The following is a 24,837-nucleotide window of genomic DNA, read 5'->3' as shown; positions in this document are numbered from 1 at the left end:
TCAGCTCTCCGCCGCGAGCACCGTGAACCCTACCCGGCCGAACCGGACCCCGTTGATCTGGAGCTCGAGGGCGTGCTCCCCCGGGTGGTACCGGCGCGTGGTGATCACCCGGAACGAGTGCTCGCGTGCGATCTCCACGCTCTCCCCCGGGCCGACGACGCGAGTCGCCAGCTTGAAGGTCTTGCTCGTCGACGAGCCGTTCGCCTTGCGGTGGTGCACCACGTAGTCGATCGCCAGCCGCGTGGCCGCAGCCTCCTGGTTCCGGACCGACGCCGTGAACGCGAGCGCCTCGCCGATGGCCACCGTCGGCGACGCCAGCACGGGCCCGGTCACCTCGAGCCGGGCGGGCCGGAAGCCGAGCAGCTCCAGCGCACCCGGATGGCCCCGCTTCACCAAGGTCCGCAGCCCGTGGCGCACCAGCCGCGTGGTGCTGTCGGCGTCGTCCCCCGGCTCCGCCAGCCACGCCGCCGCCGTCTCGACGACCAGGTCCGGCGACCGGCGGCTGAGGTCGTTCAGGTGGTTCGCCACCGACCGGCGGACGTCCTCGCTCGCGTCGCGGTACAGCGCGTCGAGGATCGGCAGCGTCGACCGCGGCTCCGCCAGGATCCCGGGAACCTGCACCGCCCAGGGCAGGAACGGCCTGGTGCCCTCCGACGCGAGGCGGCGCACGGCCGCGCTGTCCGAGGCGGTCCAGCCCACGATCGTCCGCAGCGCACGCCCCAGGTCGTGGTTGAGCAGCGGACGCAGGGCAAACTCCGAGGTCAGACGGCCGGTCAGCTCGGCGAGCAGGGCGAGCGCGTCGTCGAACGCCTCGGCGCTCCCGTCGGTCACGGCCTTGCGCGCGACAGCGCTCGTTACCGGCCAGATCAGCCAGCCGGTGAACGACGGCGCCTCGTCACGCGCCGCACGCACGGTCGCCGCGAACGACGGGTAGTCCCCTGGGAGGTCCGCCAGGAGCGCGTCCCGCAGGAGGTCGCTGCGCTCGCGGAGCGACAGCGGCGCGAGCACGCTCTCGGCGGCTCGCACCCTGTCGAGGGGCGCACGGGGCGCGGCGATCTCCAGAGCGGAGACCAGCGCGCGCACGGTGGGCACGCCGATGATCTCGTCAGCAAAGGGCATGGCCGCTCCTGTCCGGTCCGCCGGTGTCTGTCCCCGAACTGTAGGCGCGGCGGCGCCGAGCAGCGAGGTTGGTCACGATCGGCCACGGGAGGTGGAGCGCACCCGGAAGCGGTTGATTGAATAGCGGGCCTGCCGCGGCGTGCGACCGCCCCGCGGCACCCCTCCTGCTCGAGAGTCCTTGTGCTGCCCCCTGCCTTCGGCGCGCGCCTTCGCGCGCTGCGAAAGACCGCCGCCCCCACGACCCCCTCCGCGAACCGTTCCCCGTGGCGCGCCCTGCGCCACCCCGCCCTGCGCTGGTGGACGGGCGCCAACCTCGTGTCCAGCGCGGGCACCTGGATGCAGATGACGGTCCAGAACCTGCTCGTGCTCCAGGTGACCGGCTCCCCCGCGTTCGCCGGTGTCTCGCTCGCCGTCCAGGCGGCGCCCGGCCTGCTCCTCGGCGTCCTCGGCGGGGCGGTCGTGGACCGGTGGCCCCGCAAGACGGTGGTCACCGTGAGCCAGCTGGCGCTCGGAGCCGTCGCCGTCGCGACCGCGGTGCTCGTCGCGGTCGACGCCCTCAGCCTGCCGCTCCTCCTCGGTCTGTCCGCGGTGACGGGCATCATCTCCACGATCGACGGTCCCGCCACGTCGCTCCTCGGCAACGACCTCGTCCCCGTCGACGACGTCCCCTCTGCGATCGGGCTCGGCTCGGTCACGCACAGCGCCGGGCGGCTTGTCGGCGTGGGCCTCGCCGGTGGCGCCGTCGCGCTGGCCGGCCCTGCCGCCGCGTACCTCGTGAACGGCGTCTCGTTCCTGCTCGTCGCGGCCGTGGTGCCGTTCCTGCGCCTCTACCGCGAGACCCCGAGGGCCGACGACGCCGCGGCCGCCCGGGCGGTCGCCGCACCCCCGGCGGTGGTGGAGGCCGCCGCGCCCCGGTCCGAGGCGCGCGAGGGGGTCCGCTTCTTCCTCGGCCGGCCGCGCCTCGTCGCCCTGATGATCGTCTCGGCGGTGAGCTCGGTCTTCGGCCGCAACTACACCCTCACCCTGACCGTCCTGGTCACCGGGGCGCTCGCCGGCAGCGCGCAGGACTTCGCCGCGGTCTCCACCGTGCTCGCCGTCGGCGGGATCGTCGGCGCGTTCCTTGCGGGCCGCCTCCGCAGGCCGTCGGTGCGCCTCGTGGTACTGCTGGTGGCGGTGGGCGCCACGCTCCAGGTGATCGCCGGGCTGACGCCGACCCTCGCGGTCCTGCTGGTCGTCGTCGCGCCCATGGCGATCGTCGAGTCGCTCTCGGACACGGCCGGCGCCACCGTGCTCCAGACCGACCCGCCCGCCGAGATGCGCGGACGCGTCCTCGGCGTCTGGCGCAGCGCGAGCACCGCCTGGGCCCTCGCGGGACCGCCGCTGCTCGGCCTGCTCATGGAGCTGATCGGCGTGCGGGGCGCCCTCGTCGCGGGCGGGCTCGTCGTCGTCCTGACGATCGGCGCGGGGCTGCTGCGCCACCGGCTGGTCCGGACGCGACCGGTCCCGGCAGAGGAGTCCCTGGCCCTGGCGGCCTGAGCTGCCGGTCGCGCGCCCCGGACCACGCCCTGGGACCTAGATCACAGCCCGCTCCTGTCACGAACAGGGGCCCCCGTTCGGTCTAGTGGGTATGAAGACCACCGAACGGCGCATCTCCACGTCAGTGCTCGTGATCGGTACCGGAGGCTCCGGCCTGCGGGCGGCGATCGAGCTCGCCGAGCAGGGCGTCGACGTGCTGGCCCTGGGCAAGCGGCCCCGCCTGGACGCCCACACCTCCCTGGCCGCGGGCGGCATCAACGCCGCGCTGGGCACCATGGACGAGGCGGACAGCTGGCAGCAGCACGCCGCCGACACCATCAAGGAGAGCTACTACCTCGCGAACCCCCGCACGGTGGAGCTCGTGGCCCGGGGAGCCGCCCAGGGCATCGCCGACCTCGAGCGGTACGGGATGGCCTTCGCCCGGGAGCGCGACGGCCGCATCTCCCAGCGCTTCTTCGGCGCCCACACGTACCGGCGCACCGCGTTCGCCGGGGACTACACCGGCCTGGAGATCCAGCGCGTGCTCGTGGACCGGGCGGCCCGCCTCGGCGTACCGGTCCTCGACTCCGTGTACGTCACGAGGATCCTCGTGCGCGACGGCGCCGTGTTCGGCGCGTACGGCTTCGACCTCACGGACGGCACGCGGTACCTGATCCACGCCGACGCCGTGATCCTCGCCGCCGGAGGGCACAACCGCATCTGGCGGCGCACGTCCTCGCGGCGCGACGAGAACACTGGCGACTCGTTCCGCCTCGCCGTCGAGGCGGGCGCCCGGCTGCGCGACCCGGAGCTGGTCCAGTTCCACCCCTCCGGGATCCTCGAGCCGGAGAACGCCGCCGGGACGCTCGTCTCCGAGGCGGCGCGTGGCGAGGGCGGCCACCTCCGCAACGCGCTCGGCGAGCGCTTCATGGAGCGGTACGACCCCGAGCGCCTGGAGCTCTCCACCCGCGACCGGGTGGCGCTGGCCGCGTACACCGAGATCAAGGAGGGACGCGGCACGGAGAAGGGCGGCGTCTGGCTGGACGTCTCGCACCTGCCGCGCGAGACCATCATGAGCCGCCTGCCGCGGGTCTACCAGACCCTGCTCGAGCTGCAGATGCTGGACATCACCGCCCAGCCCATCGAGATCGCCCCCACCGCGCACTACTCGATGGGCGGCGTCTGGGTGCGACCCGAGGACCACAGCACCGACGTGGCCGGCCTCTACGCGATCGGCGAGGCGTCCAGCGGCCTGCACGGCGCGAACCGGCTCGGCGGCAACTCCCTGATCGAGCTGCTGGTGTTCGGCCGCGTCGTCGGCCGCGCCGCCGCGGCGTACTCGGCAGGCCTGGAGTCGCAGCACCGGTCGCACGACGCCGAGGACCAGGCTCGCGCCGAGGTCGCCGACCTCCTCGCCGCCGACGGGAACGAGAACGTCCGCACCCTGCAGCGCGCCGTCCGCGACACCATGACCGAGCACGCGGGCGTGGTCCGCGACGAGGTAGGGCTCACGACCGGCCTGCGGGAGCTCGAGGAGATCGCGGGGCGCGCCGAGCACGTGGGCGTGCATCCCGACATCGCCGGCTTCCAGGACCTCGCGCACGCCTTCGACCTGAGGGCCGCGCTCCTCGCGGCCCGCGCCACGCTCGAGGCGGCGCGCGAGCGGCGCGAGACCCGCGGCTGCCACAACCGGTCCGACTTCCCCGACCTGGACCCGGCCCTCCAGGTCAACCTCGTCTGGTCCCCGGAGACCGGCGTCGTGCGTGAGGCCATCCCTCCCGTACCGGACGAGATCGCAGCGCTCATCCAGGACGTCTCGTCCGCCGGGAAGCTCGTCGAGTGACCCGAGACCGATCGGCACGACCACAGGAGGTAGAGATGCGAAGAATTCTCATCGTCGGCGGCGGCTACGCCGGCTTCTACACCGCATGGAAGCTGGAGAAGCGGCTCCGCCGCGGCGAGGCCGAGGTCACCCTCGTCGACCCGCGCGGCTACATGACCTACCAGCCCTTCCTGCCCGAGGTGACGGCAGGTTCCGTCGAGGCGCGCCACGTGGCCGTGTCCCTCCGGTCCCACCTGCGCCGCACCCGGCTCGTCACGGGCCACGCGACCGCCATCGACCACGCGCACCGCACGGTCACGGTCCGCACCCCCGACGGGCACCCGCACACGATCGGGTACGACACGATCGTCGTCACCGCCGGCGCCGTCACCCGTACCTTCCCCATCCCCGGGCTCTCCGACGAGGCGATCGGCCTCAAGCACGTCGAGGAGGCCGTCGCGATCCGCGACCGGCTGCTCCTCGCGTTCGACCGGGCGGCGGCGCTCCCGCCCGGCCCGGAGCGGGCCCGGCTCCTCACCGTGACGGTCGTGGGCGGCGGGTTCACCGGAGTCGAGACCTTCGGCGAGCTCCTCAGCCTCGGCACGAGCCTGCTGCGCTCGTACCCGGAGATCTCCTCCGACGAGCTGTCGTACCACCTCGTCGAGGCGAGCAACCGCATCCTCCCCGAGGTCACTGCCCGCCCGGGGCGCTGGGTGGTGCGCCACCTCGAGAAGCGGGGCGGGCACGTCCACCTCGACACCCAGGTCGTGTCGGCGGAGCAGGGCCGCGTCCTGTTGTCGACCGGCGAGTCCTTCGAGACCGGCCTCCTCGTCTGGGCTGCGGGCAACGGCACCAACCCCGTCGTCGCCCGTCAGACGGACCTGCCCGTCAACGAGCGCGGCCTCGTCCAGGTCCGCGCCGACCTCCGGATCGGCACCGACGAGGCACCGGTCCCGGACGCCTGGGCCGCAGGCGACAACGCGGCGGTGCCCGACCTGGCGTCGCCGGTCCCTGGCGCCCGCACGGTGCCGAACGCCCAGCACGCCGTCCGGCAGGGCAAGCTCCTGGCCGCGAACCTCGTCGCCGACCTGCGCGGCCGGCGGGTGCGGCCCTACAAGCACCACAGCCTCGGCACCATCGCGACCCTCGGCATGTGGCACGGCGTCTTCCAGTCCGGCCCGCTGGTGGTCAAGGGCCCGCTGGCCTGGCTGGTTCACCGCGGGTACCACGTGCTCGCGGTGCCGACCTGGGAGCGCAAGGTCCGTGTGCTGCTGGTGTGGACGGCGGCCTTCCTCTTCGGCCGTGACATCGTGGCCCTGCCCACGGTGCAGCAGCCGCGCGCGGCGTTCCTCGCCGGGGGCGACCCGGACGTGCTCAACCCGGCCGCCGTGCCCGAGCCGGTCGGAGCGACCGATGCGCGCTGACCGCCTCGCCGACCGCCTCGCCCGCCGCCTCGCCGACCGCAGGGTCCACCTGCACTGGACGCACCTCTTCGGCGTCGTCTCGTTCGCCTGCCTGCTCGTGCTGGCGGTGACCGGGATCCTGCTGGCGACCACCTACACGCCCTCCAGCGAGACCGTCGTCTACGACGGCAGCTACGCCCCGCTCGTCGGGACGGAGGTGAGCCGCGCGTTCGCCTCGACCATGGAGATCTCCTTCGAGCAGCCCGGCGGCCTGCTCGTGCGGCAGACGCACCACTGGGCGGCGATCGTGCTCCCGGCCTCCGTCATCCTGCAGATCCTCTCGATGTTCTTCACCGGCGGCTTCCGCGGGCCGCGGCGCCTGAGCTGGGTGCTGCTGGTCGGCGTGTTCCTCCTGGTCCTCCTGGGCGGCTGGAGCGGGTACGCGCTGCCCGACGACATGCTGTCGGGCACCGGCCTGCGCATCGTCGAGGGCGTCATGCTGGGCATCCCGGTGGTCGGCACCACCCTGGTCACCTGGCTGTTCGGGGGGCGCTTCCCCGGCGAGATCGTCGAGAACCTGTACCCGGTCCACGCGGTCGTGGCCCCCGCGCTGATCGCGGTGCTGCTGGTGGCCCGCGCCGTCGTCGGGCTGCGGAACCCCGCGCCTGCGCCCGCGCCGACCGTGCGCCCCACCCTGGGCCTGCGCCTCTGGCCCGACGCCGCGCTGCGCGCCGCCGGCCTGACCTTCATCACGGCGGCGGTGCTCCTGCTGCTGGGGGCCACGTCGACCATCAGCCCCATCTGGGCCTACGGACCCACGTCCGGGGGCGACGTCGGAGCGGGCAGCCAGCCCGACTGGTACATGGGCTTCCTCGACGGTGCCCTGCGGCTCGTGCCCCTCGGCTGGGAGACGGAGTGGCTGGGGTGGACCTGGACGTTCGCGATCCTCGCGCCGCTGGCGGTCGTGGGCGCCTACTTCCTGGCGGTGATCGTCTACCCGTACGTGGAGAGCTGGGTCACGCAGGACGTCGCGGACCCCCGCGTGCTGGACCGCCCCCGGAACGTCCCCGCGCGGACCGGGATCGGCGTCGCGGGCATCGTCTTCTACGGCGTGCTCTGGGGCGCCGCGAGCGCCGACATCGTCTCGACGGAGTTCCGGCTGAGCTTCGAGTCGGTCATCACGGCCCTGCAGGTGGCGCTCGTCGTCGGGCCGCCCGTGGCGTTCGAGGTGACGCGCCGCGTGTGCGTGGGCCTGCAGCGCAAGGACCGGGAGATCGCCCAGCACGGTCACGAGACCGGGCGGATCGTGCGGCTGGCGAACGGCGGGTACGCGGAGATCCACGAGCCGGCGTCGCCGGCGGAGCAGGCGGTCCTGACGGTCCGCGCGGTCGCGCCGCGCCCGGTCCGCCGGGCCGACGACGGACGCCTGTCGCCGCGAGAGCGTTTGCGCGCCGCGCTGGCTCGGGGCTTCTCGACAGGGCATGTGGCGGAAACTGGCCAAGAGAGCGTTTCCACGAAACTAGTGACAAATGGGAGGGTTCCTACCTAACATCGCACTGTCCGCTGACAGTGTGGTCATCACAGGAGGAATCCATGACCCGACTCCGACGTCTCCTCGGGGCCCTCGCCTCGCTGACGGTCGTGGCCGCGACGCTCGTCGCCGCCACCCCGTCCGCGACCGCGGTGCCCAGCACCATCCCGCTCACCATCACCAACGACTCCGGCCGTGCCGGGCCCGTGTACGTGTACGTGCTCGGCGAGACCGGGGGTCGCCTCGGCTGGGCCGACGCCTCCGGGACGTTCCACCCGTGGCCCACGGTCGGGGCCACCCCCGTGGACGCGCCGGACGCGTCCATCGTGGGCCCCGCCAACGGCCAGTCGATGACCATCCAGCTGCCCAAGCTCTCCGGGCGCGTGTACTTCTCGTACGGCAGCAAGCTCGTGTTCAAGATCGTCAACGACGGCCGGCTGGTCCAGCCCGCCGTGCAGAACCCGAGCGACCCGAACCGCAACATCCTCTTCAACTGGACGGAGTACACGCTCAACGACGGGGGTCTGTGGATCAACAGCACCCAGGTCGACTTCTTCTCCGCGCCGTACCAGACCGGTCTGCGCAAGGCCGACGGCACCGTCATCAGCACCGGCATGCTGAAGCCGGACGGCTACCAGGCGGTCGTCAACGCGCTGGCCGGCACCCCCGGCTGGTCCAACCTGGCGCAGCGCGCGCCCGACGGCAGCCTCCTCCGCGTGATGTCGCCGGGCCACGGCGTCGGGACCGGGCAGATCGCCTCCAACGTCATGGCGTCGTACGTGGACCGGGTCTGGTCCAAGTACTCCACCGAGACGCTCACCGTCGCCCCCTACGGGTACGACCCGAGCAAGCAGTTCTTCGGCCGCGTGCAGAACGGGGTCATGAACTTCACCAACACGTCTGGCGCGTTCGTCACGAGCTTCCCGAAGCCGTCGAGCGACTCGATCTTCGGGTGCTACCGCGACCTCGCCGCGCCCAACAACGACATCGGCGCGATCGCTCGCACCCTGTGCGCCGGCTTCAACCGCTCGACGCTCCTGCTGGGCACCGTGCACCCGGGCACGAGCACGTCCAACTTCTACCAGGACGCCACGACCAACTACTACGCCAAGTTCATCCACCAGCAGATGGCGAACGGCAAGGCGTACGCCTTCGCCTTCGACGACGTGCTGGCCCAGGAGTCGCTCGTCCACGACGGCAACCCCACCGCGGCGTACATCAAGCTCGACCCGTTCTCCGGCACCGCGACGCCGATCTCCGGGTCGGGCGGCGGCGGTGGCGCCTCGCTGCCCCAGGGCACCGGTCCTGTCCGCGCGTCCAACGGCATGTGCGTGGACGTGCCGTGGGCCGACCCGTTCGACGGCAACCCCCTCCAGATCGTGAACTGCAGCGGCAACGCCGCCCAGACGTGGACCCGCACCGGGACCACGATCCGCGCGCTCGGCAAGTGCATGGACGTCTCCGGCGGCTCCACCGCCGACGGCGCCGCCGTGCAGCTCTGGACCTGCAACTCCACCGGGGCGCAGAGCTGGACCTACCAGGCGAGCACGCAGGCCATCGTCAACCCGCAGTCGGGCAAGTGCCTGGCCGCGGTGGGCGGCACCCCGCTCCACGACGGCCAGCGGCTGGAGATCCGCACCTGCAACGGCGCCGCCCAGCAGCGGTGGACCTTCTGAGCAGCTGACAACCGGCGGCCCGGCTCCCTCCTCGGGGGGCCGGGCCGTCTCGTCGTCGGAGGGCGAGGTGCCGCGGAGCGGCGCAGGATGGCTTGCGAGGGGGCGCACCCATGCCGACGACACAGGAGGACCGGATGACACACCACGGCACGAAGAAGCGCGGCGGGCTCAAGAAGCTCGTCGGCCTCGTGACGATCGCCCTGACGGTGGCCGCGCTCGTCAAGGAGCTGCGGACCCCCGCCGGCGAGCGCACCTGGAACGGCAGGATCGCGAGCGTGGTCCCGTACGACTTCCGCATGCCGACGCTCGCCCGCGCCCGGGAGCGGCTCTGGAACCCGGACGCCGAGCACGTCGTCGGCCCGAGGGTCTTCGGGGTGGGCTGGGCCGTCAACGCCGGCAAGGTCACGGCCGTGGCCAAGGAGAAGATCGGCCTCGGGTCGGCGCGCTAGCCGCGGGCCCGGTCCGGCGGCGGGTAGGCGGCCCGGGCGGCCTCGACCTCGGCGGCCGACTCCTCCAGGAGGTCGGCCAGCGAGCGCAGCCGCTCGGCGACCTGCACCCCGAGCGGCGTGAGGGTGTACTCCACCCGGGGCGGGATCGTGGTGACGACCTCGCGCACCACCATGCCGTCGCGCTCGAGCGCCTGGAGCGTCTGCGACAGCATCTTCTCGCTGACGCCCTCCACGCGGCGGCGCAGGGCGTTGAACCGGTAGCCGCCCTCCCCGAGGGCGAGCAGCGCCAGGGAGGCCCACTTCGAGGTCACGTCCTCGAACGCGGCACGGGACGTGCACCCCCGGGCGAAGACGTCGGTCACCAGGGCCTGGGCGGGATCCCGGTCGGTGGCCATCACCCCAGGATAGCGCGGCACCGGGGAATGGAACGTACTGTGGATTCGTTAGTGCTTTCCGCTAGCCACTGCCCGATCCAAGGAGAAGCGTCATGACCACCTACGCCGTCACCGGAGCCACCGGTCACCTCGGGCACCACGTCGTCGAGGAGCTCCTGCGCCGGGGCGTCCCCGCGTCCGACGTGGTCGCCGTCGTCCGGACGCCCGGCAAGGCCGCCGACCTCGCGGCCCGCGGCGTCGACGTCCGCGAGGGCGACTACGACCGCCCGGAGACGCTGGCCGCGGCGCTCGCCGGGGTGGACCGCCTGCTCCTCGTCTCGGGCAGCGAGCCCGGGCAGCGCGTCGCCCAGCACACGGCGGTCATCGACGCCGCCAAGGCCGCCGGGGTGGGCCGCGTCGCCTACACCAGCATCCTCAACGCCGACCAGACCTCGAACCCGCTCGCCGGCGAGCACCAGGGCACGGAGCAGGTGCTGCGCGCCTCGGGCCTCCCGTTCACGCTGCTGCGCAACGGCTGGTACACCGAGAACTACACGGACCGGCTCGGCCAGTACCTGCAGAGCGGCGAGATCGTCGGCGCCGCGGACGGCGGCAAGGTCTCAGGCGCTCCGCGCGCCGACTACGCGGAGGCGGCCGCGGCCGCGCTCCTCTCCGACGAGGCCGACGGCAGCGTCTTCGAGCTCGGCGGCCCGGCCTTCGGCTTTGCCGACCTTGCCGCCACGATCAGCGAGGTCACCGGAACCACCGTGACGTATCGCGACCTCTCCGTCGACGACTACGCGGCCGAGCTGCAGCAGGCCGGGCTCGACGCCGGCACCGCGGGCTTCGTCGCCGCGCTCGACGCCTCCATCGCCGCCGGCGACCTCGAGACCAGCAGCGAGGACCTGGCCCGTCTGCTCGGCCGGCCGGTCACCCCGCTCGCGGACGCGATCCGCACGGCGCAGGCCTGACGGGTACCCCGAGCACCACGACCAGGTAGCTGTGGCCCGTCCGAGCGTCGGACGGGCCACAGCTACCTGGTCGGCACCGGTGAGGGAACACCTACCTGGTCGGCACCCCGCGCCCCGTCATCCGGCCGAACGCGCCCTCACTCCCAGCACGACCAGGCCGGCCGCCGCCAGGGCGACCACCGCGGCTGCTGGCACGGGAAGGGCGGAGACCCCCGCGACCCCCACGAGCGCCGACGCCAGGGCCGCGCCCACCGCGATGCCGCCGTTGAACAGCACCGGGATGAGGGCCCCGGCGAAGCTCCTGCGCTCGGGGCCGGCGATCCGCAGGATCAGCGTCTGGGCCAGCGGCGGCAGCCCGCCCGACGCCACGCCCCAGGCGACCACCACCACGAGCCCGGCCGCCGCGCCCGCGTCGACCCCCAGGCCCAGCACGGCCAGCGCGGTGGCCGCGACGCTCACCACCAGCGCCAGGCTCGTCCGCTCCCCGAACCGCCCGGCCAGCGCCACCCCCACGGCGGACGCGAGCCCGAACAGCAGCAGCACCGAGCTGGTCCCGCCAGGCAGTGCGACCGCGGCACCCTCGGTCAGCCGGGTCACGTAGGTGTACGCGCCGTAGTGCCCCACCAGGACGAGCGCCACGAGCCCCGTCACACCCAGGAGCAGCCCGGGAAGCCGTCGCCCGACGGCGGAGGGCCCGCCTTCCGTCGTCGGCCCGCCCTGGGTGGGGAGCACCGGGGCGACCACCACCCGGACAGCGACCGCGGCGACGAGGCTGAGCGCGGCGAGGAGGCCGAAGGCCGCGCGCCAGCCGGCGACGTCGGCCACGAGGCGTGCCGCCGGGGTCCCGACGACCATGCCGAGCGTGGCGCCGCCGAGCACCACCGACACCGCCCGGCCGAGCAGGCGGTCGGGGACGAGGTCGGCCACATGGGCGTTGACGGTGGCCCACAGCAGGCCGACAGCCGCCGCACCGAGCAGCCGCGCCCCGACCACGACGGGGTAGGTGGGAGCCAGGGCCGTCAGGGCGGCGGAGAGCGCACCCACCGCCATGGCGCCGGCGATCACGGCACGGCGGTCCCACCTGCGGGCCAGCCGGACCAGCGGGAAGCTTGCCACCACCACGACTCCGGCCCACAGCGAGACGAGCAGCCCGGTGCTCGACTCGGCCACGCCGAGCCCCGCGCTCATCGGTGCGAGCACCGCTGTCGGCAGCATCTCGGCGGTGACCATGAGGAGCGTCGTGGCACCGAGCACCAGCAGGGTGGGCCAGGGAAGCGCCTGCGGTGCGCGGGAAGGCTCGGCGCGGGCTGCGCCGGACTGCGTGGCGAGGTCGTGGGTCTCCATGTCAGCGACCGTAAACCTTGACACTGATGTCAAGGTCAACCCTCCGACACGCCCAGGGGCCCATTTCCCTGAATGGCGCGGATCACGGCGAAGACTTTCCCGACGGGCCGGACCTGGCTACCCTTTCGACCGGAATGTCACACCGATCGTCTCGGACGAAAGCAGGGTGCTCGTGAGGATTGCCATCGTCGGCGCAGGTTTCGCGGGACTGGCCACGCTCAAGACCTTGCTGGAGCTCGGTCACGACGTGACGGTGTTCGAGAAGGCGCCCGACGTCGGTGGCGTCTGGAGCAGGACCCGGCGCTACACGGGCCTCACCACCCAGAACAACAAGGACTCGTACACCTTCAGCGACCTGCGCATGCCGCGCGACTATCCGGAGTGGCCCACCGGCGAGCAGGTGCAGGCCTACATGGAGCGGTACGTCGAGCTGTTCGGCCTCGCGCCGAGCATCCGGCTGTCGACCGAGGTGGTCCGGGCAGAGCTCACCGACGCCGAGGACGGCTGGCTCGTCACGTCACGCCCTGCCGGCGGCGCCGTCGGACCCGCCGAGCCGTTCGACCACCTCGTGGTCGCGAACGGCATCTTCTCCGACCCGAGCTACCCCCGCTACGACGGCTACCCGGACCTCGTCCGCGCGGGCGGCAAGCTGATCGCGCCGTCGCAGCTCAACGACCTCGAGTCGGCCCGCGGCAAGAACGTGCTCGTCGTCGGCTACGGCAAGTCCGCGTGCGACATCGCCACAGCCCTGGGTCCGATCGCGGCGAGCACGCGCGTGGTGGCGCGCAACCTGCTCTGGAAGATGCCGAAGCGGATCGGCGGCTTCCTCAACTTCAAGTACCTGCTCCTGACCCGGCTCGGCGAGGGGCTCTTCAAGTACGAGCAGCCCGTGGGGATCGAGAAGTTCCTCCACGGCAAGGGCAGCTTCGTCACCCGCGGGATGGTCGCGACGGTCGCCGGGGTGACCACGCGGCAGCTGCGGCTGCGCAAGCTGGGCCTCCTCCCCCACGGCGAGTTCACCGACATCGCGCGGCACACCGTCTCGCTCGCGACCACCGGGTTCTTCGAGCAGATCGCGGCCGGCGACATCGTGGTGCACCGCGACGCCGTGATCGACCGGTTCGTCGCCGAGGACGGCAAGCCGTTCGCAGAGCTCTCCGACGGCAGCCGGGTCGCGGCCGACCTCGTGGTCTGCGGCACCGGCTGGCACCAGCGCGTGGGCTTCTTCGACGAGAAGCTCCAGCGGCGCCTGCACGACGACGACGGCAACTTCGAGCTGTGGCGCCAGATCCTTCCGCACGACGTGCCCAACCTGACCTTCGCCGGGTACAACTCGTCGTACTTCAGCCCGCTCAGCGCCGAGGCCGGCGCCGTCTGGATCGGCGCCTACCTCGCGGGCAAGGTCACGCTGCCGCCCGTCGAGGACCGCCGCCGGCAGGTGGCCGCGCGCCTGGTGTGGAGCGAGAAGCGCACCCAGGGACGGCACGCCCGCGGCACGTGCGTGATCCCGTTCTCGATGCACAACATCGACGAGACGCTCGACGACGTCGGCGTGAACGTCGGCCCGGTCACCAAGGTCAAGCAGTGGCTGCTGCCGGTGGACCCCACGGCCTACCGGGGGATGGTGGGCCGGTTCAAGGAGAAGGTGTCCAGCTGACCGGCAGGCTCGCCGGGTAGCGGGCCCAGGGCGACAGGCGGAGCTCCACGTCCCTCGGGTCGATCGCCAGGGTCATGCCGGGGAGGCGGTGCAGCACCCGCTCCACCACCACGCGGCCGATCAGGCTCCCCGCGCGCTGCGCCGGGCACCCGTGCGGGCCGGCGCCCCACATCAGCTGGAACCTGCTGCCCGCCGCGTCCTGGCCGACGGCCGCACCGTGCGCGCCGCCGCCCGCTCCCAGCACGGACGGCACGACGGCGTCGCCCGCCGCCACGAGCCGTCCGCCCAGCTCGGTGCTCTCACGGGCGTAGCGGGGCTGCAGGTTCGCGAACGGCGGCCGCTGCCGCGCCGACTCGTCGAGAGCCTCCGTCACGTCGAGGCGCCCGCCGTGCACCCGGGCGGCGAAGCCAGGCTCCGTCAGGAGGCGGTGGAGCGTCGCGGAGATCCACGCGATCTCGGCGTCGTGCGCCAGGTCGAAGGCGAGCACGACCGCGGCCTGGACCTCGAAGTCGTTGGTGTGGTTCGGGTGCTGCACCAGGGCCGTGGTGAGGTCGTCGCCGGGCTCGGCCCCGCGGCCGGCGACGTGCTCGATGAGGAGAAGCAGCTGGTCGGCGGCCGCCTCACGCCCCTCGTCGAAGGGCCGGTGCTTCGCGTCGACGAGGTCGTGCATGCGCTGGGAGTCGACGAGGCTGAGGCCGAAGAGCTCCCCCAGGACCATCACCGTGACCGGGACGACGAAGTCGCCGACCAGGTCCGCCCGGTCACGGCGCGCGAGCTGGTCCAGCACGGCGTCGACCGTGACCGCGACGGTGCGTGCGAGCACCGTCTCGTCCAGCAGGGCCAGGGAGTCGGCGAGCGCCGCTCGCAGGCGGCGCTGCTCCTCGCCGTCCAGGTGGTGGGCGTTGTCCTGCGGCCCGAGCCGGGACAGGAGCGGCGAGCCGGGTGGAAGACGGCGCTCGATGAGGTACCGCCAGGAGCGCGAGTCGCGGGAGTAGACCCGCTCGTCGCGCAGGACCGTCAGGATCTCGCGGTGGTCCATGACCAGCCACGCCGGGACGCCGGGCTCCAGGTCGACCGGGGCCACCGGGCCCCACATCGCCCGGAGCTTGTCGAGCGCCTCCTGCGCGTCGTCCGCACCGGTGAGGCCGGTCAGCGACACCCGGTCAGGGATGTCCTCCAACCTCTCGCGGTACGTGCTCGCCACCTGGGAGTCGCTCCTTGTCGAGATGTTCGGCGGGCTCGGCGCGAAGGCTGCCACACCGGCGCGACCGTCACGAGAGTACGCCGACGGGTGCCCCAGGCTCCACTCCGTGGTGGTGAAGGTTACCGGTATCTCCCCAGGTGGGCACCGTGGAGGGGACACGCCGAGAGCGGCGCGCCCAGCGGGTCGAAGCCGCTCGTCAGCCGTTTCACCCGCCTGGCTTGTCGCCATTTCTCTGCACAGGTCTCCCGTACCGGGCGGCACGCCGGTATCAGCGGTTCGAGACCGGGTCTCTCCACCAGTGCACAGGGCACCGGCCGAGGTGCCCGGCGAGAGGAGGCGAGAGACATGGCAGCGAAAGCAGAAGGTCCCGTCGACCGGGAGCTCGACGCGAAGGTGTCGGCATTCCTGGAGGGCTACGTCAAGGACCTCGGTGAGGTCGACTTCTCGATCAGCTTCAACTCGGAGTCGAGCGAGTCGTCCGAGTCGTCGGAGTCGAGCGAGACCTCCGAGTCGTCCGAGAACTCGGAGATGAGCGAGGGCAAGCTCTTCGACGACTACCTGGCGGTCATCGACCCCGACCCAGCAGTCTGGGCCGACATCCTGCGCGCGAGCGCCCCGGTGCTCGACCGGCTGCGCAACCAGGCGGCCCGAGCCGATGCCGGCTGAGCCGTTCATCCCCCCGGACGCCCGGCCCCCGGTCGTCCGCACGCTGGCCCACGACGCGTGGGCCGCAGCGCGGCTGCTCTGCGAACGGGCGGCGACCTCCAGCCTGCCGCCCGGACCGCCCGCACCGCAGCCACCCCAGAGCACGCATCATCCGAGAGAGAGGACGTCATCATGAGCACCAAGGACGAGAAGGTCGTGGCAAGCCGCGATCTCGACACGAAGGTTCAGGCCTTCCTGGAGAAGATCTCGGTCGACCTGGCGAAGGGCATCCCGGTCTTCGCCTCTGACTCGAGCGAGACCAGCGAGACCAGCGAGACGAGCGAGAGCAGCGAGTCCACCGAGGGCAGCGAGAGCGGCGAGAGCGGTGGCAGCGAGGACGGGGAGGGCTCGGTCCTGCTTAGGTCGCTGCTCGCGGTGAACCCCGCCGCCGACGAGTGGGGCGCGATCCTGGACCGCGCCGCGCCCGTGCTCGACCAGCTCCACCGGCGCTGACCATGCTGGCACTCGTCGCTGCGGCGCAGGACCCGGGGGCGTCGATCCTCGCAGGCCTGCTGCGCGACGCCGGGGCCGAGGTCGAGGTCGTCGAGTCGTTCACCGGTCTGGTGTGGGACCTCACCATCGCGGACGACTCGGCGACCTCGACCACGGTGCGCACGGCGGCCGGGCGGCCCGTCGGGGCCGTGGTGCTGCGGTCCCTGCCCCAGGACGAGGACCCCTTCTGCCGGGCCGAGCAGTCCGCCGCCTGGTGGGCGCTGCTCGCGTCGTTCCCCGGTCCCGTCGTCGGGCGCCCCACCCGGTCGGGCCTCACGCTCACCGTCGACAGGCTCCGGCTGGACCGCTCCCCCGTCTGGGCGGGCCGCTGGGCGCTCCGGCACCCGGCAGCCGCAGGCGACGACGGCCACCCGGGCGGGTGCGTGCGGCCGGGCCCGGACGGCACGCCGAGCCAGTACCTCGACGAGGCACCGGCGAGCGACGACGTCGTCGACCTCACGCCGTGCACGCCGGGCTCGACGGTCCGGGTGATCGTCGCCGGCCGGCGCACGCTCGTGCCGCGGCCGACCGGCCCGGACCTCGTCGGGGGCCGTCGCCGCGAGGTCGGCCAGGCTGTCGCGCGCGCCCTCGGCGAGAGCTCGCCGGCCTTGGCGAGCGTCGTCCTCGACCTCCGGGACGGGTACCGGGTGCTCGACGTCGGGCCGGTGCCGACGCACCTGCTGGGCACGGGCCTCGGGCCGACGATCGCCGCCGGGATCCTGGAGGCGGTCCGATGATCCTCGCGCTGGGATCTGCCGCCGACCCGACGTTCCTGCACGGCCTCGCAGCGCTGCGGCGCTCAGGGGCTGAGGTCGTCGCCGTCGACGTCGTCCAGGTGGTCCTGGCGGGTGCCTTCGTGCTCGACGCCGACGACCTCACCGCGAGCCGCCTGGACGTGGCGGGCACGGTCGTCCGGCTCGCCGACGCGACCGGTGTCTGGGTGCGCGTCCCGGACCTGGTCCACGAGGAGCTGGACGATGCCACCGCACAGCGGACGTGGGCGACGACGCGCGCGCTGTCCGCGACGCTGACAGCGGTGGCGACCACCGGGACGCCGGTGGTCAACCCGCCGTCGGCCGACCAGACGGGCTTCAGCAAGCCCGTCCACGTGCTCGAGCACGCGGTGCGAGCAGGGTTCCGCGTCCCCGAGACCTGCGTGACGAACGACCCCGGCCGGGCCCGGGCGTTCGTGGCCGAGCACGGCGGCGACGTCGTGTCCAAGGGCGTCAGCTCGGCGAAGACCTGGGCCAGGGCCTGGGACCCGGCGGTCGACGAGCCGCGGCTCGGCCTCGTCCGCCCGACCCCGGTCCAACTCCAGCGCCGCGTGCACGGTCCGGACGTGCGCGTGCACACCGTCGGCCACGAGCTGTTCGCCGAGCTGATCGACAGCGCTGACGTGGACTATCGCCGCGTCCGTGGCGGGAGCCGGTTCTCCGCGACGACCTGCCCCCCGGAGGTCGCGGCCGGCTGCCGCGACCTCGTGGACGCGACCGGCGCGCCGCTCCTCGGGATCGACTTCAAGGTCGACGAGCGCGACGGACGCTGGCTCTTCCTGGAGGCCAACACCATGCCGTGCTTCCAGGGGTACGACTTCCGCGCCGGAGGGGCGATCAGCGCGAGCCTCGTCCGCCATCTCCTGCGGGGACCATCGCTCCGGTGACTCAGTGCCAGTCGCTGATCCTGACGTCGTCGGGGGCAGGTGCGCCCTTGCCGGTCTCCAGGTAGGCCTTGAGGCTCATGAGGAACGTGGCCCACTTGGTGCTGCAGTGGTGCATGAACTCCACGGGCTCACGCCAGCCGCGGTGGGCGAACAGGACGACCGTGTACTCGCCCTCGGTCCGCAGGTCCCAGACGACCTCGGTGCCGACCCACTCCTCCGGACCGGCCACCACCTCCCAGAGCACCCGCTCGGACGGTCGCGCGTCGAGCACCTTCATGTCGAATCCGCCGCCACCGGGGACGGCCGGGAAGCGGAACTCGAGCACGCCGCCCGGCGTCCCGTCGCCCTGGGTCTCCAGGGTCCACCATCCCTTCAGCCCGTCGACCGAGGTCAGCGCTCCGTAGACGGCGTCCTTCGGTGCCGTGATCCCCACGCGGTGCAGGATGTCCACCATCGTTCTCTCCTTGTCGCAGTGCGCCGCGCCTCGTTCGGCCTAGCGCAACCAATTGGTTGCACATGAACGTAGCACCGGTGGGGCGTGAGGTGCAACCGTCGGTTGCGCTGCGGGCGACCAGGCGATCGTGCACCGTTTCGGGCCGGATACGGTGCACGATCGCCTGGTCAGCCCTCAGCGGAGAGCCGGCACCCTGCCCAGGGCCGCGACGATCCGGTGCACCGCCTCCCGCCCGGCGCGGTTCGCGCCGATGGTGGACGACGACGGCCCGTAGCCGATCAGGTGCAGCCGGGGCTCGCCGGCCACCTGCGTGCCGTCCATCGTGATCCCGCCGCCGTGGCCGCGCAGGCCCAGGGGACGCAGGTGGTCCAGTGCGGCGCGGAAGCCCGTGGCCCAGAGGATGACGTCGACCGGCTGGAGGGAGCCGTCGGCCTTCCGGACGCCGTCGGGCTCGATGCGCGTGAACATCGGGTGGCGGTCGAGGACGCCACGGGCAGCGGCGGCGCGCAGGGACGGCGTCCAGATCAGGCCCGTCACCGAGACGACGCTCTGCGGCGGCAGCCCCTGCCGCACGCGCTCCTCGACGAGGGCGACGGCGCGGCGGCCCGCGTCGGGGTCGAACTCGTCGTCACGCCACACCGGCTCGCGCCGCGTGAACCACGTGGTGGTCGTGACGTGCGAGATCTCCTCCAGGAGCTGGACGGCCGAGATCCCGCCGCCCACCACCGCCACGTGCTTGCCCGCGAAGTCCTCCGCCCGCTCGTACCCCGCGGTGTGGAGCTGGATGCCCCGGAACGTCTCCTGGCCCGGGTAGCGCGGCCAGAAGGGCTTGGTCCACGTGCCGGTCGCGTTGATCACCGCCCGCGCCGAGAACGTGCCGCGGTCCGTCTCGATCACGAGCGGGCCGGCGGGGTCGTCGTCGGCCCTGCGCACGGAGGTCACGCGGACCGGGCGCAGCACGCCCAGGCCGACCGTGCGCTCGTAGTCGGCGAAGTAGCGCGGCAATGCTTCAGCGCTGGGCTCCGCCGGGTCCACGACGGGCTGCGCCATGCCGGGCAGGTCGTGGATGCCGTTGACGGTCGCCATGCGGAGCGACCGCCAGCGGTGCCGCCAGGCGCCGCCGGGACCGTCCTCGGCGTCGAGGACCACGTAGGTGAGGGCAGGCGCGCCGGGACGGGGGTCCGGGCCGGCGGGCACGAAGCCGCGGCGCCGCAGGTGGTACCCGGCGGAGAGGCCGGCCTGACCGGCACCGATGACGACAACGTCAGCCGAGGTGAGGGGCTCGGGTCCCGCGCCAGGAGTGCTCACACGACGTGCAACGCCGCCACGCGACCGGCCGCTTCCGGGACGCCGGGTGGCCTAGGTCACGAGCGGTCCGCCCGCCTCCCGTGTGATCGGTAGTTCGGTGCGTGTTCGGCAGTTCGAACTGCCGATCACGCACCGAACCACCGATCACGCGGTCAGGCTCCTGGCTCCCGCTCCGCCTGCTCGCCGCGCTCCTGCGCCTCGCGCTCGCGCTTCTTCTTGGCCTGCTCCATGAGCCACAGGAACTCGGGGTCGTCCTCGGGGGCGTACGACGACGCCTCCTTCTCCCAGGTGCGCTCGCGCCGCTGATACTGGGCGGGCGCCGCCTCGCCGGCGGGGAACCCGGTCCCCCGGCGGACGCCGCGCCGTCGCCGGGAGCCGCTGCTCACCACGATCCACGCGATCGAGCCGACCAGGGGCAGGAACACGATGGCGAAGATCCAGAGGCCCTTGCCGATCCCGCCGGTGTCCTCCTCGTCCGACTGGACCACGTCCACGAGGGCGTAGACGACGAGCGCGACATACAGGAGCGGGATGAGGACGCGAACCATGCCGGGGAGCATAGCGGGCGAAATCCCCCACCCGAGGACACGGCGCCATCAGCTCCGCACGCGATCGCGTCCAGCTCCGCACGCGATCGCGTCCAGCTCCGCACGCGATCGGCAGTTCGGTGCGTGTTCGGCAGTTCGAACTACCGAACACGCACCAAACTGCCGATCACAGCGCCCGCGCCCGCGCACCGCCGGCACGGCTGCGCCCGGCATCAGCCGCCCGCCCTCACCTCATCCCGCCGCTTCTCCGCCAGCCGCTGCTGCCGCCGGGGCCCGCCCGGGACCCGGTGCAGCCGGTACGAGCCCGGCTTGCGCGCCTCCGCGGCGAGCTGATCGACAGTCCCCTTGACCACGTACGCCTTGACGTACGCCCCGGGTCGCCCGCCGATGTGGAGCCCGATCGCCTCGTCGTACCGGTGGGCGAACTGGAAGATCCCGGCGTGACGACCCAGGCTGATGCACTGCCCGGCGAAGATCTCGTTGAGGGTGCCCGGCTCCTGCCCCGCGATCCGGCTGAGCACGGTGTCGGCGGCCCGAGCACCCAGGGGCATCGCAGCCTGACAGCTCATCCGCAACGGGAGGCCCGACGGCGCCGCGGAGTCGCCCGCCGCGACGATCCGCTCGTCGTCCACGCTGGTCAGCGTCTCGTCGGTGAGCAGCCGCCCCGCCGCGTCGGTGCTCAGGCCGCTGCGGCGGGCCAGGTCGGGCACGCTGAACCCGGCCGTCCAGATCGTCACGGCGCTGGGCAGCGTCCGGCCGTCGCTGAGCTCGACGGCGTCAGGCGTCACGGCAGTCACGGTCGCACCGGGCCCCTGCACCACCGTCACGCCCAGGGCCGCCATCCGGCCGGCGACGGAACGTCGCCCACGCGCGTGCAGGTACGGGCCGAGGATGTCCCCGCAGACGAGGGTCACGGAACGACCGGTCTCGGCCAGCTCCGTGGCCACCTCGATCCCGGACGGCCCGGCGCCCACGACGGTCACCGGGGCCGACGCCGGGGTCGCGTCCAGCACCGCGCCCAGCCGCTCTCCCTCCTCCAGGCTCGTGACCGGGTAGGCGTGCTCGGCCGCGCCGGGCACGCCCTCCTCCTGCACGCCGCTGTGGCTGCCGACCGCGTAGACGAGGTGGTCGTAGCCGAGGGTCCCGCCGCTCGCGAGGGTCAGGCTCCGCGCCGGCGCGTCGATCCGCGTCACGATGTCGACGACGAGCCGCACGCGCTCGCTCAGCACCTCGCGGAACTCGGTGACCGCGTCGTCGGTCCGCGCGATGAGCTGGTGCAGAAGGATCCGCTCGACGAACTCCGGTCGCGGGTTGACGAGCGACACGGCGACGTCGTCCCGCTGCGCCAGGCGGTTCGCCGCCATGACACCGGCGTAGCCGCCGCCGATCACGACGACCTCATGGGTGGTGGGGTTGGTCTTCCGCGATTCCATGTCGGCTCCTGGGTACTCGTGACGGTCGGTCTGTCACTGGGATGACGAGCGGTCCGCGCCCGACGTAACAGGGCTACGCGGGGAGGGCCGGGAGGTCCATGGCGGCGAGGCGGTCCGGGTCGGTGGTCGACAGGATCGCGACGATCCGCCCGCCGACCACCGTGCACGCCATCACGCCACGTGGCGTGCCGTCCGCACCGTAAGCGAGGATGCCCGGCTCCCCGTTGACGAGGACCCGGCGTGCGACGGCGTTGGAGCGGGCACCCTTCTGCACCCGGTCGGCCACCGCGGCGGCCCCGCGCCGGACGATGACGCCCCGCGCCGAGTGGGTGCGCCACGTGACGTCCGGGTCGAGCACCCGGAGGAGGCCTTCGAAGTCGCCGGCCCGCGCGGCCGCCAGGAACGCGTCGACGACGGCTCGCTGCCGGTGGCGCTCGTCGCTGGGGCGGCGGGTGCCCTGCACCTTGCGACGAGCCCGGCTCGCCAGCATCTTCGACGCGTCGGTGGACTTGCCGACGATCTGGGCGATCTCGTCGAACGGCACGCCGAACATGTCGTGCAGCACGAAGGCGAGGCGCTCGTCGGGCCGCAGGGTCTCGAGCACCACCAGGAGGGCCAGGCCCACCGAGTCGGCGAGCACCGCCTCGTCCTCCACCCCGCCGTCGTCCTCGGTCACGACCAGGTCCGGCAGGACGTCGTCGTACGGTGCCTCGGGGTGCGCCCTGCGCGACCGGAGCATGTCGATACAGACCCTGCCCACCACCGTGGTGAGCCAGCCGGCGAGGTTGTCGATCGTGGCGGCGTCCTGTCGCGCGAGCCGCAGCCACGCCTCCTGCACGGCGTCCTCGGCGTCGGCCCGCGAGCCCAGCATGCGGTACGCCACCGCGACGAGGCGCCCACGCTGCTCCTCGAACGCCTCCGCCACCACCTGGTCCGGACCGGATCCGGTCATGCTGCTACCTCCGTCGTGCGTGCACTGTCACCCACCTGACGATCGCACGACGCCCGAGGTAACAGGCGGCCTACCCGGCGGGGAGGTCGTCCCGGCCGCCCAGCGCCAGCGCTCGCAGGATCGTCTCGGCGACCTCGCGCTCCGCGACGTTCCGGTGCTCGGACGCCGACGCCAGGATGTGCCGGGCGTCCTCGGCCGTGCACCCGTTGGCCTCCATGATGGCGCCCACCGCCTGCTCGATCGCCATCCGGTCGGACATGCTCTGGTAGAGCCCGGCCGCGGCATCGTCCAGGTCGGCAAACTTCAGGTGCAGGCGCACGGCGGACGCGACCAGCTCGGCGTAGGCCTCGGCGGCGCGCTGCAGGGGCCAGTCCCACCGGTCGACGGTCCGGGAGTAGAGGTTGAGCGCGATGGAGAGACCGGGCACCACCTCGGCGGGGACCGCGAGCACCGCCGCGTACCCCTCGCGGACGGTCTGCTCGCGCCACGCAGGCCACCGGTCCTCGTCCGCGAGGTCGGGGACCTCCTGCTTCTTGCGGAGGTCCATCGCGTCGTTGCACGGTCCGTCGTCGGCCAGCGCCTCGGCCTGGTCGCACCGCGCCGCGGGGTCGTTGCTGCTCCCGGCCCGCAGGGTCATGCCGTTCTGGCGCATCGTGATGCTGGCGTCCACGTCGGCGCCGAGCACCGCGGCGGCACGCATCGCGCACTCCTGGAGGTAGCTGGAGATGACCATGGCCCGTCCCGTCCGGCGCCAGGCGCCACCTTGCGTCCTGCCCTTCACCGACGATCTCACCGTACGCCCGGTCGCGCCTTAAACGATGAGAGGGGTTGGGGTCCCGGCCCGCGGTGCCCAGGGTGGGTCCGCGCCGTGGCGGTCTCCGTCAGGTGCGACGGCCCGACCACCTGGAGGACCCCATGCCCACCCCCGCCCGACTACGCAGGATCGGCTTCGCCGTCGTCCTGGCCCTGGCGGCGCCGCTCGCCGCGGTCGCGACCGTCGCGCTCGTCCATGCCGCCCCGCCCGCCCAGGCGGCGGAGTGCGGCACCGCCGCGCTGTGCGACGGCTTCGAGAACCAGACCGGCTCCACGCCGAGCGGCACCTGGGCGCTCCGGTACCCCGACTGCCAGGGATCCGGCACGGCGTCGATCGACACGACCGTCGCGCACAGCGGCACGAAGTCGCTACGGGTCAACGGCGCCGAGGGGTACTGCAACCACGTGTTCGTCGGTGCCACTCAGGACCTCTCCACGATCGGGTCACGCTGGCACGCGCGGTTCTGGATGCGGCACACCACGGCGCTGCCCACCGCGCACGTCACCTTCCTGGCCATGAAGGACGCCGACGACGGCAACCGCGACCTGCGCATGGGCGGCCAGAACGGCGCGATCCAGTGGAACCGCCAGTCCGACGACGCCACGCTCCCTGAGCAGAGCCCCGCCGGCGTCGCGCTCAGCCGCCCGCTGCCCACCAACGAGTGGGTCTGCGTCCAGTTCTCCGTGGACGGCGCCGCCGGCACCACGACCACCCGGATGAACGGCCAGGAGGTCGCCGGCCTCACCGTCGACGGCGTCCCCACGCACAACATCGACGGCCAGTGGCTCAACGGCGGGTCGTGGAACCCCCGCCTGACGGACTTCCGGATCGGCTGGGAGAGCTACGGTTCCGGCGCGGACACGCTCTGGTACGACGACGTCGCCGTCGGCTCGCAGCCCATCGCCTGCGACGGCGGGTCGCCGGAGCCGACGCCGACCCCCACTCCCAGCCCGACGCCGACGCCGACGCCCACACCCACGCCGAGCCCGACCCCCAGCCCGACGGTCGACCCGCCGCCCACCCCGACCCCGACCCCGACTCCCCCGCCGGCCTCCTGCGCCGCCACGGCGACGGTCAACAGCTGGGGCACGGGTGCCACGGTGCAGGTGACGGTGCGCAACAACACACCGCAGCCGATCAGCGGCTGGAAGCTGGTCTGGGGCTGGCCCAGCTCGGGCGTCACGATCAGCCAGATCTGGAACGCCCAGCAGGTGACCAGCGGCGGCATCGTCACCGTCACGCCGGTCTCCTGGAACCAGTCGCTGCCCGTGGGGGGCACCGCCCAGTTCGGCTTCAACCTCAACGGCTCGCTGACGACCATGCCGACCATGACCTGCTCGCCCGCCTGAGCAGCCTGGCAGTCCGGCTTCGGCCGAGCAGGCGGTGGTGGCCGGTGTTCCTCCGAA

General features: G+C 73.0%; 23 protein-coding genes. 13 read left to right on the top strand and 10 right to left on the bottom strand.

What is annotated here, in order from left to right; translation table 11 throughout:
* Complete coding sequence (locus AC060K_RS09780; protein ID WP_483765250.1) at nt 1-1,119, bottom strand: DNA alkylation repair protein; 1,119 nt, start codon at nt 1,117-1,119, stop codon at nt 1-3.
* A gap of 180 nt (nt 1,120-1,299) precedes the next feature.
* Here AC060K_RS09780 and AC060K_RS09775 point away from each other — a divergent pair, with 180 nt between their 5' ends.
* The 6 genes from AC060K_RS09775 (at nt 1,300) to AC060K_RS09750 (ending at nt 9,515) form a co-directional block, all read left to right on the top strand.
* Nucleotides 1,300-2,655, top strand: a complete 1,356-nt coding sequence (locus AC060K_RS09775; RefSeq protein ID WP_483765249.1) for an MFS transporter — start codon at nt 1,300-1,302, stop codon at nt 2,653-2,655.
* 91 nt (nt 2,656-2,746) lie between these two features.
* Nucleotides 2,747-4,477 (top strand): FAD-dependent oxidoreductase, encoded by a 1,731-nt coding sequence (locus tag AC060K_RS09770; RefSeq protein WP_483765248.1) that lies wholly within the window; start codon nt 2,747-2,749, stop codon nt 4,475-4,477.
* 35 nt (nt 4,478-4,512) lie between these two features.
* Nucleotides 4,513-5,880 (top strand): NAD(P)/FAD-dependent oxidoreductase, encoded by a 1,368-nt coding sequence (locus AC060K_RS09765; protein ID WP_483765247.1) that lies wholly within the window; start codon nt 4,513-4,515, stop codon nt 5,878-5,880.
* Complete coding sequence (locus AC060K_RS09760) at nt 5,870-7,408, top strand: cytochrome b (protein WP_483765246.1); 1,539 nt, start codon at nt 5,870-5,872, stop codon at nt 7,406-7,408. Before AC060K_RS09765 ends, AC060K_RS09760 begins: the two co-directional genes overlap by 11 nt.
* 44 nt (nt 7,409-7,452) lie before the next feature.
* The gene (locus AC060K_RS09755; RefSeq protein ID WP_483765245.1) at nt 7,453-9,066 is read left to right on the top strand and encodes a beta-1,3-glucanase family protein; all 1,614 of its coding nucleotides are present in this window, start codon (nt 7,453-7,455) and stop codon (nt 9,064-9,066) included.
* Nucleotides 9,067-9,200: 134 nt separating this feature from the next.
* Nucleotides 9,201-9,515 (top strand): DUF5808 domain-containing protein, encoded by a 315-nt coding sequence (locus AC060K_RS09750; protein ID WP_483765244.1) that lies wholly within the window; start codon nt 9,201-9,203, stop codon nt 9,513-9,515.
* Here the strand turns inward: AC060K_RS09750 and AC060K_RS09745 are convergent.
* Nucleotides 9,512-9,910 carry a winged helix-turn-helix transcriptional regulator gene (locus AC060K_RS09745; RefSeq protein WP_483765243.1) on the bottom strand — a complete coding sequence of 133 codons (399 nt, stop codon included), beginning with the start codon at nt 9,908-9,910 and terminating at the stop codon, nt 9,512-9,514. The genes AC060K_RS09750 and AC060K_RS09745 overlap by 4 nt on opposite strands.
* Nucleotides 9,911-10,002: 92 nt before the next feature.
* On the opposite strand from AC060K_RS09745, the gene AC060K_RS09740 reads away from it, so the two are divergent.
* The gene (locus AC060K_RS09740; protein WP_483765242.1) at nt 10,003-10,860 is read left to right on the top strand and encodes an SDR family oxidoreductase; all 858 of its coding nucleotides are present in this window, start codon (nt 10,003-10,005) and stop codon (nt 10,858-10,860) included.
* A 117-nt stretch (nt 10,861-10,977) separates the two neighbouring features.
* On the opposite strand, the gene AC060K_RS09735 is transcribed toward AC060K_RS09740, so the two are convergent.
* On the bottom strand, nt 10,978-12,204 hold the full coding sequence (locus AC060K_RS09735; protein ID WP_483765241.1) for an MFS transporter: 1,227 nt from the start codon (nt 12,202-12,204) through the stop codon (nt 10,978-10,980).
* A 172-nt stretch (nt 12,205-12,376) separates the two neighbouring features.
* Here AC060K_RS09735 and AC060K_RS09730 point away from each other — a divergent pair, with 172 nt between their 5' ends.
* Nucleotides 12,377-13,861, top strand: coding sequence for a flavin-containing monooxygenase (locus tag AC060K_RS09730; protein ID WP_483765240.1), 1,485 nt, complete (start codon nt 12,377-12,379; stop codon nt 13,859-13,861).
* Here the strand turns inward: AC060K_RS09730 and AC060K_RS09725 are convergent.
* On the bottom strand, nt 13,839-15,065 hold the full coding sequence (locus tag AC060K_RS09725; protein WP_483765239.1) for a cytochrome P450 family protein: 1,227 nt from the start codon (nt 15,063-15,065) through the stop codon (nt 13,839-13,841). The two genes, AC060K_RS09730 and AC060K_RS09725, sit on opposite strands and share 23 nt — an antisense overlap.
* A gap of 345 nt (nt 15,066-15,410) precedes the next feature.
* On the opposite strand from AC060K_RS09725, the gene AC060K_RS09720 reads away from it, so the two are divergent.
* The 4 genes from AC060K_RS09720 (at nt 15,411) to AC060K_RS09705 (ending at nt 17,922) form a co-directional block, all read left to right on the top strand.
* Nucleotides 15,411-15,731 carry a hypothetical protein gene (locus tag AC060K_RS09720; RefSeq protein WP_483765238.1) on the top strand — a complete coding sequence of 107 codons (321 nt, stop codon included), beginning with the start codon at nt 15,411-15,413 and terminating at the stop codon, nt 15,729-15,731.
* Between the two features lie 171 nt (nt 15,732-15,902).
* On the top strand, nt 15,903-16,223 hold the full coding sequence (locus AC060K_RS09715; protein ID WP_483765237.1) for a hypothetical protein: 321 nt from the start codon (nt 15,903-15,905) through the stop codon (nt 16,221-16,223).
* 2 nt (nt 16,224-16,225) lie between these two features.
* The gene (locus tag AC060K_RS09710; protein WP_483765236.1) at nt 16,226-16,999 is read left to right on the top strand and encodes a hypothetical protein; all 774 of its coding nucleotides are present in this window, start codon (nt 16,226-16,228) and stop codon (nt 16,997-16,999) included.
* Nucleotides 16,996-17,922, top strand: a complete 927-nt coding sequence (locus AC060K_RS09705; protein ID WP_483765235.1) for an MvdC/MvdD family ATP grasp protein — start codon at nt 16,996-16,998, stop codon at nt 17,920-17,922. Before AC060K_RS09710 ends, AC060K_RS09705 begins: the two co-directional genes overlap by 4 nt.
* A gap of 1 nt (nt 17,923) precedes the next feature.
* On the opposite strand, the gene AC060K_RS09700 is transcribed toward AC060K_RS09705, so the two are convergent.
* From AC060K_RS09700 to AC060K_RS09675, 6 genes are all read right to left on the bottom strand, one after another.
* Complete coding sequence (locus AC060K_RS09700; RefSeq protein WP_483765234.1) at nt 17,924-18,376, bottom strand: SRPBCC family protein; 453 nt, start codon at nt 18,374-18,376, stop codon at nt 17,924-17,926.
* Between the two features lie 174 nt (nt 18,377-18,550).
* Nucleotides 18,551-19,684 carry an NAD(P)-binding domain-containing protein gene (locus AC060K_RS09695; protein WP_483765233.1) on the bottom strand — a complete coding sequence of 378 codons (1,134 nt, stop codon included), beginning with the start codon at nt 19,682-19,684 and terminating at the stop codon, nt 18,551-18,553.
* Nucleotides 19,685-19,836: 152 nt separating this feature from the next.
* Nucleotides 19,837-20,232, bottom strand: a complete 396-nt coding sequence (locus AC060K_RS09690; protein WP_483765232.1) for a PLD nuclease N-terminal domain-containing protein — start codon at nt 20,230-20,232, stop codon at nt 19,837-19,839.
* Between the two features lie 212 nt (nt 20,233-20,444).
* The gene (locus AC060K_RS09685; RefSeq protein ID WP_483765231.1) at nt 20,445-21,665 is read right to left on the bottom strand and encodes an NAD(P)/FAD-dependent oxidoreductase; all 1,221 of its coding nucleotides are present in this window, start codon (nt 21,663-21,665) and stop codon (nt 20,445-20,447) included.
* Between the two features lie 73 nt (nt 21,666-21,738).
* Entirely contained in the window at nt 21,739-22,617 is an 879-nt protein-coding gene (locus AC060K_RS09680; protein ID WP_483765230.1) for a sigma-70 family RNA polymerase sigma factor, read from the bottom strand.
* A gap of 70 nt (nt 22,618-22,687) precedes the next feature.
* Nucleotides 22,688-23,350 carry an ANTAR domain-containing protein gene (locus tag AC060K_RS09675; protein WP_483765229.1) on the bottom strand — a complete coding sequence of 221 codons (663 nt, stop codon included), beginning with the start codon at nt 23,348-23,350 and terminating at the stop codon, nt 22,688-22,690.
* A gap of 182 nt (nt 23,351-23,532) precedes the next feature.
* On the opposite strand from AC060K_RS09675, the gene AC060K_RS09670 reads away from it, so the two are divergent.
* Entirely contained in the window at nt 23,533-24,780 is a 1,248-nt protein-coding gene (locus tag AC060K_RS09670) for a cellulose binding domain-containing protein (protein ID WP_483765228.1), read from the top strand.
* Nucleotides 24,781-24,837: the final 57 nt, after the last annotated feature.

The sequence above is a fragment of the Antribacter sp. NEAU-D49 genome, assembly GCF_057158775.1.
The sequence above is the reverse complement of the archived record's forward strand: the minus strand, read 5'-3'. Positions and strand labels throughout refer to the sequence as shown.